The sequence below is a fragment of the Flavobacterium sp. WC2509 genome (assembly GCF_052683105.1).
Genome location: NZ_JBQZFG010000001.1, coordinates 1149309 through 1162246 on the forward strand (window position 1 = coordinate 1149309; position 12938 = coordinate 1162246).

General features: G+C 31.9%; 16 protein-coding genes and 1 tRNA gene. 7 read left to right on the forward strand and 10 right to left on the reverse strand.

The features are described 5' to 3' along the window. Positions 1–157 precede the first annotated feature (157 nt). The 5 genes from ACUN3A_RS04570 (at position 158) to ACUN3A_RS04590 (ending at position 4727) form a co-directional block, all read left to right on the forward strand. On the forward strand, positions 158–691 hold the full coding sequence (locus ACUN3A_RS04570; RefSeq protein ID WP_445550158.1) for an AAA family ATPase: 534 nt from the start codon (positions 158–160) through the stop codon (positions 689–691). 52 nt (positions 692–743) lie between these two features. Then, a complete protein-coding gene (locus ACUN3A_RS04575; RefSeq protein ID WP_445550159.1) occupies positions 744–2639 on the forward strand; it encodes a RecQ family ATP-dependent DNA helicase in 1896 nt (631 codons plus the stop codon). Continuing rightward, entirely contained in the window at positions 2639–3586 is a 948-nt protein-coding gene (fmt, locus tag ACUN3A_RS04580) for a methionyl-tRNA formyltransferase (RefSeq protein ID WP_445550160.1), read from the forward strand. Before ACUN3A_RS04575 ends, fmt begins: the two co-directional genes overlap by 1 nt. Before the next feature lie 179 nt (positions 3587–3765). After that, positions 3766–4038, forward strand: a complete 273-nt coding sequence (locus tag ACUN3A_RS04585; protein ID WP_077375548.1) for an HU family DNA-binding protein — start codon at positions 3766–3768, stop codon at positions 4036–4038. A 128-nt stretch (positions 4039–4166) separates the two neighbouring features. Further along, positions 4167–4727 (forward strand): YqgE/AlgH family protein, encoded by a 561-nt coding sequence (locus ACUN3A_RS04590; RefSeq protein WP_445550161.1) that lies wholly within the window; start codon positions 4167–4169, stop codon positions 4725–4727. Here the strand turns inward: ACUN3A_RS04590 and ACUN3A_RS04595 are convergent. Next, positions 4719–5558, reverse strand: a complete 840-nt coding sequence (locus ACUN3A_RS04595) for an aminotransferase class IV (RefSeq protein ID WP_445550162.1) — start codon at positions 5556–5558, stop codon at positions 4719–4721. The genes ACUN3A_RS04590 and ACUN3A_RS04595 overlap by 9 nt on opposite strands. Before the next feature lie 53 nt (positions 5559–5611). Next, positions 5612–6004, reverse strand: coding sequence for an START-like domain-containing protein (locus tag ACUN3A_RS04600; protein ID WP_445550163.1), 393 nt, complete (start codon positions 6002–6004; stop codon positions 5612–5614). Between the two features lie 152 nt (positions 6005–6156). On the opposite strand from ACUN3A_RS04600, the gene ACUN3A_RS04605 reads away from it, so the two are divergent. Further along, a tRNA-Met gene (locus tag ACUN3A_RS04605) sits at positions 6157–6230 on the forward strand. 66 nt (positions 6231–6296) lie between these two features. Then, the gene (locus tag ACUN3A_RS04610; protein ID WP_445550164.1) at positions 6297–7523 is read left to right on the forward strand and encodes a site-specific integrase; all 1227 of its coding nucleotides are present in this window, start codon (positions 6297–6299) and stop codon (positions 7521–7523) included. Between the two features lie 66 nt (positions 7524–7589). On the opposite strand, the gene ACUN3A_RS04615 is transcribed toward ACUN3A_RS04610, so the two are convergent. From ACUN3A_RS04615 to ACUN3A_RS04650, 8 genes are all read right to left on the reverse strand, one after another. Continuing rightward, entirely contained in the window at positions 7590–8210 is a 621-nt protein-coding gene (locus ACUN3A_RS04615; protein WP_445550165.1) for a hypothetical protein, read from the reverse strand. A 1-nt stretch (position 8211) separates the two neighbouring features. Continuing rightward, on the reverse strand, positions 8212–8760 hold the full coding sequence (locus ACUN3A_RS04620) for an N-acetylmuramoyl-L-alanine amidase (RefSeq protein ID WP_445550166.1): 549 nt from the start codon (positions 8758–8760) through the stop codon (positions 8212–8214). A 1-nt stretch (position 8761) separates the two neighbouring features. Next, positions 8762–9220, reverse strand: a complete 459-nt coding sequence (locus ACUN3A_RS04625; protein ID WP_445550167.1) for a phage holin family protein — start codon at positions 9218–9220, stop codon at positions 8762–8764. 73 nt (positions 9221–9293) lie between these two features. Then, the gene (locus ACUN3A_RS04630) at positions 9294–10058 is read right to left on the reverse strand and encodes a LamG-like jellyroll fold domain-containing protein (protein WP_445550168.1); all 765 of its coding nucleotides are present in this window, start codon (positions 10056–10058) and stop codon (positions 9294–9296) included. Between the two features lie 35 nt (positions 10059–10093). After that, entirely contained in the window at positions 10094–10651 is a 558-nt protein-coding gene (locus ACUN3A_RS04635) for a hypothetical protein (protein WP_445550169.1), read from the reverse strand. 21 nt (positions 10652–10672) lie between these two features. Then, positions 10673–12322 (reverse strand): hypothetical protein, encoded by a 1650-nt coding sequence (locus ACUN3A_RS04640; protein ID WP_445550170.1) that lies wholly within the window; start codon positions 12320–12322, stop codon positions 10673–10675. 5 nt (positions 12323–12327) lie between these two features. Next, entirely contained in the window at positions 12328–12708 is a 381-nt protein-coding gene (locus tag ACUN3A_RS04645; RefSeq protein ID WP_445550171.1) for a hypothetical protein, read from the reverse strand. A gap of 8 nt (positions 12709–12716) precedes the next feature. After that, on the reverse strand, positions 12717–12935 hold the full coding sequence (locus ACUN3A_RS04650) for a hypothetical protein (RefSeq protein ID WP_445550172.1): 219 nt from the start codon (positions 12933–12935) through the stop codon (positions 12717–12719). Between the last annotated feature and the right edge of the window lie 3 nt (positions 12936–12938).

Consider the following 12938-nt stretch of genomic DNA (forward strand, 5'->3'; position numbering starts at 1 on the left):
ATATCCCTCACAATTGCCCTCTTATCCTAATTTTTTTTTCGAGATAAAAATATAGAGCACAGCAAAAATTCTCTTTTCTAACAAAGTCAATATTGCAAAAAACAAACGTTTTTAAATACCAATAAGTTTGAGTATTTTTGCCGTTTAATTACAGATCGTGCAGAAAGAAATAATTGTTATCATTGGTGGCCCTGGTACGGGAAAAAGTTCTATTATTAAAGGTTTGGTAGCTAAAGGATATTGCTGTTATCCTGAAATTTCTCGCGAAGTTACTCTTGAAGCTCAAAAACGAGGTATTGAACAATTGTTCCTAGAAGACCCTTTATTATTTAGCCAAATGTTGCTTGACGGAAGAATCAAGCAATTTGATAATGCCCAAAAGGAATCTCATCAATGGGTATTCATCGACCGCGGAATTCCTGATGTTGTTGCTTATTTAGATTACATTGGAGATGATTATCCAGCTCATTTTAAGCAAGCTTGTTTGGATAAAGTATATACTAAAATTTTTATTCTTCCGCCTTGGGAAGAAATTTATGAAAGCGATAGTGAGCGTTATGAAAACTTTGAACAGGCTCAAGAAATACAAGAACACCTCAAACAAACCTATATTAATTATGGTTACAACTTAATTGAAGTACCAAAAGATAGTATTGATAACAGAATTCTTTTTATATTAGATAAAATTTAACAATCTATTAAAAATCAAGGTTGTAAATTAGTACAAATCTAAACTAGAAATAATGCCAGAAGCATTAGCTATTCTTCAAAAATATTGGCAACACGATACTTTTAGGTCGTTACAAAAAGAAATTATTGACTCTGTTTTGAGCGGTCACGATACTTTTGCGTTGATGCCAACAGGTGGTGGAAAATCGATTTGTTTTCAAGTGCCAGCACTTATGAATGAAGGCATTTGTTTGGTTGTTTCGCCTTTAGTTGCACTGATGAAAGACCAAGTGGCTAATTTGCAAAATCGAGGTATCAAAGGCATCGCTTTGACAGGCGGCATAAAGCAAGATGAAATCATCGATTTATTAGATAATTGTCAGTATGGGAATTATAAATTTCTATATGTTTCTCCCGAACGTTTGCAATCGGACTGGATTTTGGACCGAATAAAAAATCTCTCCATCAATTTGATTACTATTGATGAAGCACATTGTGTTTCGCAATGGGGGCATGATTTCCGACCTGCTTATTTGAAAATTTCAGAATTAAAAAAGCATTTCCCAAAAATCCCTTTCTTAGCTTTAACCGCAACTGCAACACCTCGGGTAAAAGAAGATATTATTACCGAATTAGGAATGCACAATCCTGTTCAATTTGAAAAATCTTTTGCCAGAAAGAATATCGCATATATGGTTTTTGAAGTTGAAGACAAACTTTTTAAAATTGAACAGATTCTTAAAAAAAATCCACAACCTTCTATTATTTATGTTAGAAATAGAAAATCCTGTTTGGAAATTTCATCACAACTACAAACCTTAGGTTTCAAAGCAACTTTCTACCACGGAGGTCTTACCTCTAGAGAGAAAGACAAAAATATGCAACTCTGGATGGAGGAAAAAGCACAAGTTATTGTTGCCACAAATGCTTTTGGAATGGGAATTGACAAACCTAACGTTAAAACTGTAATTCATATTCAACTTCCCGAAAACATAGAAAATTATTATCAGGAAGCAGGACGCTCAGGACGAAATGGCGAGAAAGCTTTTGCCGTTTTATTGACTAGTCCATCTGATAGTATTCAGGCAGAAAGTCAATTCATAAATGTATTACCTGACAAAGCGTTTTTGATGAGTATGTACAATAAACTTTGCAATTATCTTCAGATAGCTTATGGAGAAGGAATAAATGAAGAATTCACTTTTAATCTAAATCATTTTTGCCATAAATATGGATTCCCTACACTAAAAACGTATAATGCAATACAATTTTTAGACGGACAAGGGATTATAACTTTCTTAAAAGAATTTTCCGAAAAAATAACATTGCAATTTTTAATTCCATCAAAAGAAGTTATTCGATACACGAGTTTGAATCCCAATGATGAAGAGATAATTTTGACTATCCTAAGAACTTATCCTGGCATTTATGAAATACAAGCGGCATTCAATTTACCATTAATTGCCAAAAAATCACATCATTCGGAAGCTGAAATACTTGCAGTTTTACATAAATTAAACGAAAAAGGAATCATTGACTATCATTCGAAAAATAATGATGCTGTTTTAATTTTTAATGAAATTCGGGAAGACGAGAGAACTATTAACAAAGTTTCTAAACATTTGATTCGACAAAACGAACTCAAAAAAGAGCAATTACAATCGGTATTGAATTATGTTGCCGAAAAAAATACTTGCAAAAGCAAAATGATTTTGAATTATTTTGGCGAAAAAGCAACTACTAATTGTGGTATTTGCTCCTATTGCATCACACAGGCAAAACCTAAAAAAGATTTCAGTACTCTTTCTAACAAAATTATGGCTTTATTACAAAATGAAGACTTAAGTTCTAGAGAAATCCAAAACAAGACTAAAAATACTGCAGACGATGTTATCTTTGTACTGCAACAATTATTAGAAGATAATTTTCTAATAATTCAAAACAACAACAAATACACTTTAAAAACCTGATGGAAAAATTAAGAATTATATTTATGGGAACTCCAGAATTTGCTGTTGGAATTCTAGATACCCTTATCAAAAACAATTATGAAGTAGTTGGTGTAATTACCGCAGCAGACAAACCCGCAGGCCGAGGACAAAAAATAAAATATTCAGCAGTAAAGGAATATGCTTTAGAGAACAATTTACACTTATTACAGCCTACTAATTTAAAAGACGAAGCTTTTCTTGAAGAATTAAAATCATTGAAAGCTAATTTACAAATCGTAGTTGCTTTTAGAATGTTACCAAAAGTGGTATGGGAAATGCCAGCTCTGGGAACATTTAATTTACACGCTTCATTGCTTCCAAATTACAGAGGAGCCGCTCCAATAAATTGGGCAATCATTAATGGAGAAACCAAAACAGGTGTGACTACTTTTTTTATTGATGATAAAATAGATACTGGAGCGATGATAATAAGTTCTGAAACAGCAATCGATACTACTGAAAATGCTGGACATCTACATGATCGTCTGATGCATTTAGGATGTAATACTGTTATTGATACTTTAAAATTGATTGAAAGCGGAAAAGTAAGTACTACTATTCAGAATGACTCTTCAGATATCAAAACGGCTTACAAACTAAATAAAGAGAATTGCAAAATTGAGTGGACAAAATCGACTACAGACATACACAACCTCATTAGAGGATTAAGCCCTTATCCAACAGCTTGGTGTTATATTTCAGATAACAATGAAGAATGGAATGTAAAAATTTACGAAGCCCAAGCAATTTTAGAAACACACAACCATGCAATCGGCACTTTAATATGTAGTAAAAAAGAAATAAAAATAGCAACAGACGAAGGTTATATTCAAATACTGTCTTTACAATTCCCTGGTAAAAAGAAAATGACCACTGCCGAATTGTTAAATGGGCTTACTTTTTCAGAAAATGCAAAAGCTCACTAACATCAATAAAAACAGGAGTTAAGTATTATTCATTCAGAATTTTACCCCACTTTATAAACAATCAAAACAAGTTATTAACAAAATATGCTAATTTTGTACGAAACACTTGCATACACCGTATTTCCTGCTAATTTTGTTCTATTAACAATTATTTTAACCAACAATTAACATCCATTATTATGAACAAATCAGAATTAATTGACGCTATCGCTGCAGATGCAGGAATTACTAAAGCTGCTGCAAAATTGGCACTTGAATCATTTTTAGGAAATGTAGGTGGTACTTTGAAAAAAGGTGGTAAAGTATCTTTAGTAGGATTTGGATCTTGGTCTGTATCTTCAAGAGCTGCAAGAGACGGAAGAAATCCTCAAACTGGAAAAACTATTCAAATCGCTGCTAAGAATGTTGTAAAATTCAAAGCTGGAGCTGATTTAGAAGGAGCTGTAAACTAATTTATAGTTAATTTTATATAATTAAACCTTCCTATTGGAAGGTTTTTTTTTGCTTTTTAACGATTAAGATTAAAAAAGTTTGGTTATTTAATTTTATTTTTCTTAAATTTAATTAAAAATATAGCCTTATGATTTCAGAAAAATTAAAAAAAGGGTATTTACTTATTGCTGAACCATCGATAATAGGAGATTTATCATTTAATAGATCCGTAATCCTGTTAGCCGATCACAATCAAGATGGTTCCGTAGGCTTCATCATGAACAAACCACTGAAATATACTATAAACGATTTGATTCCTGAAATCAATGCCAGTTTCAAAATATTTAATGGTGGTCCTGTAGAACAAGACAACTTATATTTTATCCATAATATTCCAGATTTGATACCCAACAGTATTGAAATATCCAATGGAATTTATTGGGGAGGTGATTTTGAATCAACCAAAGATCTTATCAATAATGGTGAAATTAAAAAAGAAAACATCCGTTTCTTTTTAGGCTATACTGGATGGGAAGAAGAACAACTTCAAAATGAAATGAAAGCCAATTCCTGGATTATTACAAAAAATAGTTATGAGAATAAAATAATAGGAAAATCAACTGTTCATTTCTGGAAAGAACAAATTATGGAATTAGGAGGCGAATACCTCATTTGGTCAAACGCCCCCGAGAATCCTTATCTAAACTAAATCCAAAGTTTTATTTAGTGCTATCACTAAAGTTTTGGAAATTTCCATTGAAAATTCTTTTTTTCTGTATTTTGTAATTGGCTGTATGCCTTTAATAACATTCGTAATAAACAATTCATTTGCTTTTTGAATATCAAATGGAGAAATTATTTCTTCGACAACTTCAATACCTTCTATTTTTTTTGCCAATTCTAAAATTTGCTTTCTCATCACTCCATTTAAACAACCTTCTGAAACAGGTGGAGTAATTAATTTATTACCCATAAGCATGAAAATATTACCTTGTAACGCTTCAACAACATTTTTACTATCATTTAATAAAACACAATTATCCAGTCCGTTTTCATGTGCGTAAACGCTTCCTGTAACATTTATCAAACGATTAGTAGTTTTAATCGAAGATAATAATTGCTTGGTTATATAGAAATCTTTATATAAATCAACTTCATACTCCTGCTCATTAAGCAAATATTCTTTATTTTCAAGCGGAATAACTTTTATCAAAAATGAAACTGTATTATTTTGAGGTAAATAATATCCTCCATCATTTCTATAAACCGTAATTCGGGCTCTAGAAGAAACCACAATATCATTATTTTCAACTAATGAAAGTATTTGTTCTTCAAAATATTCCATAGTAAAATTCATTGGAATTTCCATTCTAACTACACGCATAGAAGACATTAGTCGGAAATAATGATCTTCTAAAAACAAGATTTTATTATTCGCAATTTTTACCGTTTCAAAAACCGCATCACCATATAAGAAACCTCTATTTTGCACTAAAACATTTGCATCCTCAGATACAATTGCACCATTAAAATTTATCATAAAAAAAAGCCTGAATTAATTCAGGCAAATATAAGTTATAATATACAATTCTACTATACAGAACCTATGACATGTTTTAGATCTGTAATTTGATTGCTCCATAATTGAGAAGCTTCCTCGATTTCATCTTGAGTAGCAAAATCTACAACCATCAATGAGACATCTTTGGTCAATTCGTCTACTAAAATATTCAATTCGAAAAAATATTCTGTATCTTTATTATTTTCGTCTACCCATTTAAATTTCACTTTTTCACCCGATTTCTTAGAAGCCAGTCTTGCTTTTTCCTGAGAATCATTCCAAATAAAAGTAAAAAACTCTCCTCTTGAATTTACGTTATCTGCAAACCATTCAGACAAGCCTGAGGGAGTTGAAATATATTGATACAACAATTGAGGTGAAGAATTTATGGGGAATTCGATTTCGTAACGCACTTTTAAATTCATGAATACTGTTTTTTGTTTCCGAAATATATAGATTATTACTCCAAAAAAAAAACCTTTTCAAAAAAATTTTTTTTTATTGTTTTTTGCTTGCAAACTCTAATTATTGTTTTATATTTGCACCCGCATTCAGGGACAAGATTTATCCCGAATATGGCGAGGTAGCTCAGTCGGTTAGAGCGCAGGATTCATAACCCTGAGGTCACGGGTTCAACTCCCGTCTTCGCTACAAGGTTTAAAAAACAAAAAACATAAGTTTTACAAGGGATTAGAAGCAATTTTAATCCCTTTTTTTATGCGCTTAAAAATTAAATCATTACTTTTAGAACACAAAACTGAACACGATTTGAAAGAAAAAGTAAGATACTCAGAACCTGAAATTTATGATGCAAACGGTGATATTTCGAAGCGCTGGTATGTGTATTTTTCGTTCCGAAATCCTGCTACCGGATACCTTGAAAGGATGCCTAATATTTATGTTTCCCAAAAACTAAACACCAAACAACGATTTGATCTATTAAAGATTTACCGAAAAAACCTTTCGGAAATGTTAAAAGAAAATTTCAATCCGTTTGAAACCACAAATCCAGTTGAAACTATTTTAGAAATAGAGGAAGAAAAATTAACTATCAAAGAAGCTTTTTTGTTCGGTATTAACCTAAAAAAACAAACTCAATCCGAAACTACCCATACCAATTTCAAAAACAGAATTAAAAAATTTGAAACATGGCTTAACGAAAATGGTTTTGAAAACAAAACAATTGATTCGATTACAAAAAAAATAACCAATAATTACCTTAATTCAATTCTTGAAAAAACTTCAGCACGAAATAGCGACAATACCCGATTAGATTTAAGCAGCTTGTTTACCGTTTTAGAAAAAAACGAAATCATTAAAGAAAACATTGTTTTAAAAATAGATGCCATTGGCTCAACTCCTGTAAAAAATAAGCCTTTTACTTTTGACCAGGAGAAATTAATTTTTGACTATATCGCCAAAAATAATCTTGATTTATTATACCTATATATACAACATATTTCATGGTCCTTTTTTCGCCCGGTAGAATGCAACAGACTTACAGTAGCCGATGTGATTTTAGATGAAAAGATTTTTCATATTAAAACAAAAACAGGTTTTAAAATCAAAATAATACCTGATATTTTACTGCAAAAAATACCCGATTTATCCATTTACCCAAAAGATAGTTTTGTTTTTGGTTTTAATGGTTTTGGACAATATTGGGAAGCCAAAGAATCCAATCGCCGAAATCATTACAACGCCTTATTCCTTGAAGTAAAAAAAGCCGTTGGAATTAAAGGAAGGGAATACGGTTTTTACTCCTTTCGCCATACCAATATTACACGGGTTTACAATAACCTGATTAAAGAAATGACTCCAGACGAAGCCGAAAGCAGATTAATGACTTTCACACAACACGCCACCCGTGACGCTTTACGAAAATATCTAAGAGAAATTAACGCATACCGATCTGAGGATTATTCAAAATATTTTAAAAAATAAAAAAAGCATCTCAATAACGAGATGCTTTTCACTGGGTAACCACTCCCTAACTAAATATAAATAAAACTATTCCTTTTTCTCAATTTTCAAAATCCGACTTTCGCCACATTCATCAAAAACTTTTGCTGTGAATTGCTTTTTACCAAACAACCGGGTTTTTATTCCTAAAAAATTCCATTGGCGGCGCTCCCAATAAGCCACAGCATCAGTCTTATTTTTAAATTCCCGATCATTGACAACTACTTTCAATTTTTGACCATCAAAAGAAACGGTTCCTTTAGTAGTCATGCATTTAGTTGTATCTATCCAATTTTGCTCTTTAGGTACACTATTTTTGATTGCATCAACCAATTCAGAAACATCAGTTTCCTGTTTTAAAGTATCACGAAACTTAAATATATTGGAAACAACACTTTCAATCCGATTTAATTTAATATTGCTGTTTTCAAGTTTCTTTTCTAAATCAGGATTTTGGTATTTTAAATATTCTTTAATTTCAGAAGGTGTTAATGTTTGACTTGTAAGACGCAAACTATCCGATCTTCTTAACTCACTTATGTTTTCAGTTTGACGTTTATTTTCTATTTTTTGAAACTCATAATCCTTATAAAACCAAATCGCAATACCAATCAAAAAAATAATGAATATTAGTTTTATGTTTTTCCAAATGATTACTGCATTTATCATATTACATCAAATTTTCATAACGTTCAACAATTCCAGCAATCTTAACAGCCAAAGCTTTTTTATTAGCTTGATACTTTTTTAAATCATCAGGATTCGAAATAAAGCACAATTCCAATAACGAAACCATACCCTGTTCACGCATCAATCCTAAACTACCTCTATGACTATCTTTTTCAGATAACACACCTCTGTTTTTGATTCCAAGTACAGAAGATGTAATTTCTACTAATTCTTTAGCAAAAGCATTATCTAATCTGTCAGCATCATTTCCGATTAATGCCGTTGCTCCTGTAGCTGTTGGTGATTCTGCTGCATCAAAATGAAATTCCAACACTACAGAACCGCTACCGGTTTGAATTCGTTTCAAATAATCACCCAATCTTTCATCATCATTATCAGTGATAACTTTTACTTTTCTTTTCAGCAATTCTACTACAACCAAGTTGCGAAATTCTACAGCCAAATCAGCTTCATGATATCCGTTTCCAATTGCTCCTGGATCTATTTTAATTCCTTTCGGGTTATGTCCCGCACTTATAAATGTTGTCATATTATTTTACTTTTTCAGGTTCTTCCATATATGTAACAACTGCTTTGACAATCTCAGATATATCATCTTTGTTTGCAATTATCTTTCCCGCCATATGAGCAACATTTTCAATTCTAACTTTATCTTCAGCTTTTTCGTAAATGCTTTTGATTTCAATCAAACAAAGTCCAATTGCCCCAATCAATGTGATAAAAGGAAACATTGGCAGCTTATCATAATGATAATAAGTATCTAAATACCAAATAGAACTCATTTGCATAGCATCAACAACAGTCAAAGCAAGAAGTACATTATAATATCTGGAAATTTTATCGACTGTTCTACGGTAACCATAAGATGATCTTGCCACACCGTTTGTTTTTGCTTTCCGGACACCGCTCCATAAATCTGCGACAATAGCAATTAGAACTAAAAAATATAATCCGAATGTGATCCAAGATGTAACGATAATTTTTTCCATAGTAGGGTTTGTTGTTTTTAATTAATTTATAGATTTAAGGTTGTATTTTTATTGATTACAATTACGCTTCATTCTAAAAAGGATATGTATTACCAGATCCTGAGTTATAAATAATATCAATTTCTGCTTGTGTTAGTTCATAACCTTTACAAAAACCTAATTCGTCTATATACCCTCTATGTTTTAAATCAGTATTGTCTGAATCCCAAATAGCAGCACCAACTGCCAAAATAGTAGGCTTTATCTCCATACCTGTATAAATGCCTGAGCTATTATCAATAACAGGAACTTTTACTCCATTAACATAAAAATTACCCCCTAAAGCGGTTTTAGAACCATTATCTGTATAAGCTATATGATACCATGTATTTAAACTTGTCACAACAGGATTGCTTGTTGCAACTGATTGATAAATAGAATTGTTTGATTGGTCAAATTTTGCAAAAGCTAGTTGTCCAGAATTTAATAAAATAAATTGCCATTCATCAGTACTAGTGGTGTTACCTCTTTTCGTTACTAACCAATTTCCAATACTAGACAAAGCAGAAACTTTTACCCACATAACAATACTAAAAGACATATCATTACCACTACCAGTTGTAAATGAAAAGAAATCTCCAGCATAAGTTGCTATCATACGAGAATTATCAACATTAAAACCTACACAATCACCTAATTTACCTGTTGCGTAGGTGACTCCACCAAGCAATGTCCCCCCAGCTGTTCCTACAACACTCTCATTAGTACTATTAGGATCACCAGTAAAATCCATCTTATAATAACTAGTAAACTTTTGATTTAAACTCTTTCCGAATAAATAAGGATTAACTAAATTCATTTGTCGATATTTTCTATAAATATTATATTTCAGATTTATTGATTTCTCTCCCATCCTTCATCTATATTAGGTTCTTGACCTGCCATAACCTGTTCAATTTTAATAGATGCAGTATCTTTATTCTTTGATATTTTCACAGCAACATTATCTATTTGTTCAAGTTTAATTTGTTCAGCATTTGTTAATTCAAGGTTTTTTGCGTCTTTTCTAACACTGCTTAACATCAATGAAAACTCATCTTTATGAATAGTTTCAGGAAAAACGCCCTGATTCGCTTCTTTTTCAGCATTTTCAATAGCTCTGATAATATCATCATTAGGTCGCTTAACAGGAGAATAAGTAATTCTATATTCTCTCACACCTGAATATAATGGATGTTCTTGAAAAGAATCTAAATATGCTAAATCAGGCAAATTAGTTTGCATAATAAAGATGCGAGAATCATAATCAGGTTCAGGATATGGAATATTTTTTACTAACCATTCATAATCAGGATCTAGTCCTTCAACAGGCAACATATCAGCTCTAGGATATGAAGCTTGTTTAATAATTTCTTTTGTGCTTTTTCTAATTAAAACCGCTGGTACGCTCATGATATATTTAATTTTAAATTGTTATGCTTTTTTCCCTTTAAATACTATTTTTAATCCTTTACCTGTATTACCGCTTCCAATTTGAGTAGTACTTACAGTTATCAATGCATCATCAGCTAGATTAACATCCGAAACTACAGCAGGAGTAGCAGCTGTCACACTTGTCAATTCAGAAGCATCAATACTTAATAGTGTGCTAAATATCGAAGCACCCGCCTCTTTAACATCAACAATCAAACTACTTAATGTTGGTGCATCATTTACACTTATACGAACATCACTCAGAGTCATAGCGTAAGGCATTCTAAATGAAATTAAGTTTCCAACTGTTAAATTTGAGGTTTCATCAGATAAAGCATAAGCCAGCTCTACATCGAATTTCGTTTTTAAAGTGGCTGTAGTTTCATCACCTGTATTGCTTCCTGATAATGTGGTAATTCCTAAAAGTGATCTTATATTAGATGTTGTAAAACCATCCGTTATCTGTTTTTGAATTTTCCCAAAAGCCACCAAAACAGAATCAGTAGAAACTATCGCACCGCCTGTAGCGAATGATATTCCAGTTAATAACGTGGCTAAAACTCTAGCAGTTGTGAAATATAAATTAGAACCCTCAGGCACATCATCAGTAGATGCAATTAAACCATTAGTTATTTGAATATAAGTAGATCCTGAATAGCGATATTCTTTGTTTTTCTGACCAGTAGTTATATCAATGTAAATTTTACCTGTTTCAGCAGGAATAACTGTTGTATGACTACTTTCAACATAAAATACATTAGAAAGTAAATATCCTTCCAAAATATCATCGACATAACTTGGTAATTGTGAAGCTGGAACTTTACCCGAAACTAAATCTGCTTTAGTCGCTAAATCCGTTGCATCACCAATAAACTCAAAACATAGTGTCCTAAAAGAATATGAAAACTCAATTATTTGACCAGGCTTTAAAACATAATCTTGCTCATTTGGGAACCAAAACTGAGTATTATTAGCCGGGTTTACCGCTAAATGTTTTATTATAATTTCTGTAGTTTGGAAATTTTTAAGTGTAAAAATCTTTCCAGTATAAGCTTTGTAATCAGAATAAATAGATACACCATCTATATGAGTTTCTGATCCATTCCATCTTATACCCGAAGCAACACTATTAAATCCATAATGAGTTATATGTCCTAATTCTGTAGATGGTACAAAAAGTTCTGAATACTCGGATTTCTCAACATAATCACCTCCAACTATTGGCGATGTTGGATCACCAACACTTGAATCAGTAACTTTTACTATTCCTGCCTGAATCATATCTATAGGTAAATCAGGAATATCAACAATACCAGGATCAGTCTCAGTACCTTCTATTCGTAGAAAAGTATTAGATGTATTCAAAGCAAATAAATCAAACCTTTCCTTTCCTGTAGATGTAAATGGTATTATAGTCACTACATCTACAGGATTAGTATATACCGCTCCGTTAATTTTCCAAACCCAGTCAGCGTAATAAGTCAAATCCTGACCCACTTTTAAATGTCCTGTTTGGGCAATTATCTCGTTTACATTACTGATTTTTGCATCCAAATACGCAAAATTTGCATTTATGATTTGCCCGGCTTGTCTTGCTGGAGTTCCTGTTTTATCATTCGGTGCCGCACCTAAATATATATCTTGAATCATAATCTTTAATTATTAGGTTTTAACTCCCAGTCAAATCTTAAGTTTTGAATATTTGGCGATATTTCACGCAAACCTATTTTAAAAGAAGTTCGCGTATATTCACCAGTAACATAAGACACATCATTACTATTATTAAAATCAGTACCCTTATACACCAAACTGCCACGAATTCTATAGTTATCAGTTCCTACATCGGAAAAAGTCACTGTTCTTACATTATCAGTTGTAGTAACATCACCAATATCAAACGACCCTTCAGCCAACGGCAATAACGTTCCTATAAAATCAAAAATCGCATTGTTTACCTCACGGTGCTCAGCTGCCGTAATATCTGAAGCATCACCTAATTTTGTATTGCTAAAATCTCTTAATTCTGTAAGTGTCATATCGCTTTTTATTTATAATCTGTTGTTGAATAATCTGTTGCTGAATAATCTCTTACAACAACAGGCGGTATTGGAATGATATCAAAATCAAACGTATCTAGTACGCTATCAAACCGTACTGTTGTACTGTCAAATGTGAAATACCCAGCCTCATCAAGACCTATACTCTCATTAACATTAGGATACCTATTGTTTCCTATTCCTATTCTTTGTACATCTTTTTCCATAAT

What these genes read in the sequence shown, in the direction of transcription:
- ACUN3A_RS04575 (WP_445550159.1), top strand. Translation starts at nt 744, where the DNA reads ATGCCAGAAGCATTAGCTATTCTTCAAAAATATTGGCAACACGATACT.
- fmt (WP_445550160.1), top strand. Translation starts at nt 2,639, where the DNA reads ATGGAAAAATTAAGAATTATATTTATGGGAACTCCAGAATTTGCTGTT.
- ACUN3A_RS04585 (WP_077375548.1), top strand. Translation starts at nt 3,766, where the DNA reads ATGAACAAATCAGAATTAATTGACGCTATCGCTGCAGATGCAGGAATT.
- ACUN3A_RS04590 (WP_445550161.1), top strand. Translation starts at nt 4,167, where the DNA reads ATGATTTCAGAAAAATTAAAAAAAGGGTATTTACTTATTGCTGAACCA.
- ACUN3A_RS04595 (WP_445550162.1), bottom strand. Translation starts at nt 5,558, where the DNA reads ATGATAAATTTTAATGGTGCAATTGTATCTGAGGATGCAAATGTTTTA.
- ACUN3A_RS04600 (WP_445550163.1), bottom strand. Translation starts at nt 6,004, where the DNA reads ATGAATTTAAAAGTGCGTTACGAAATCGAATTCCCCATAAATTCTTCA.
- ACUN3A_RS04610 (WP_445550164.1), top strand. Translation starts at nt 6,297, where the DNA reads ATGCGCTTAAAAATTAAATCATTACTTTTAGAACACAAAACTGAACAC.
- ACUN3A_RS04615 (WP_445550165.1), bottom strand. Translation starts at nt 8,210, where the DNA reads ATGATAAATGCAGTAATCATTTGGAAAAACATAAAACTAATATTCATT.
- ACUN3A_RS04620 (WP_445550166.1), bottom strand. Translation starts at nt 8,760, where the DNA reads ATGACAACATTTATAAGTGCGGGACATAACCCGAAAGGAATTAAAATA.
- ACUN3A_RS04625 (WP_445550167.1), bottom strand. Translation starts at nt 9,220, where the DNA reads ATGGAAAAAATTATCGTTACATCTTGGATCACATTCGGATTATATTTT.
- ACUN3A_RS04630 (WP_445550168.1), bottom strand. Translation starts at nt 10,058, where the DNA reads ATGAATTTAGTTAATCCTTATTTATTCGGAAAGAGTTTAAATCAAAAG.
- ACUN3A_RS04635 (WP_445550169.1), bottom strand. Translation starts at nt 10,651, where the DNA reads ATGAGCGTACCAGCGGTTTTAATTAGAAAAAGCACAAAAGAAATTATT.
- ACUN3A_RS04640 (WP_445550170.1), bottom strand. Translation starts at nt 12,322, where the DNA reads ATGATTCAAGATATATATTTAGGTGCGGCACCGAATGATAAAACAGGA.
- ACUN3A_RS04645 (WP_445550171.1), bottom strand. Translation starts at nt 12,708, where the DNA reads ATGACACTTACAGAATTAAGAGATTTTAGCAATACAAAATTAGGTGAT.
- ACUN3A_RS04650 (WP_445550172.1), bottom strand. Translation starts at nt 12,935, where the DNA reads ATGGAAAAAGATGTACAAAGAATAGGAATAGGAAACAATAGGTATCCT.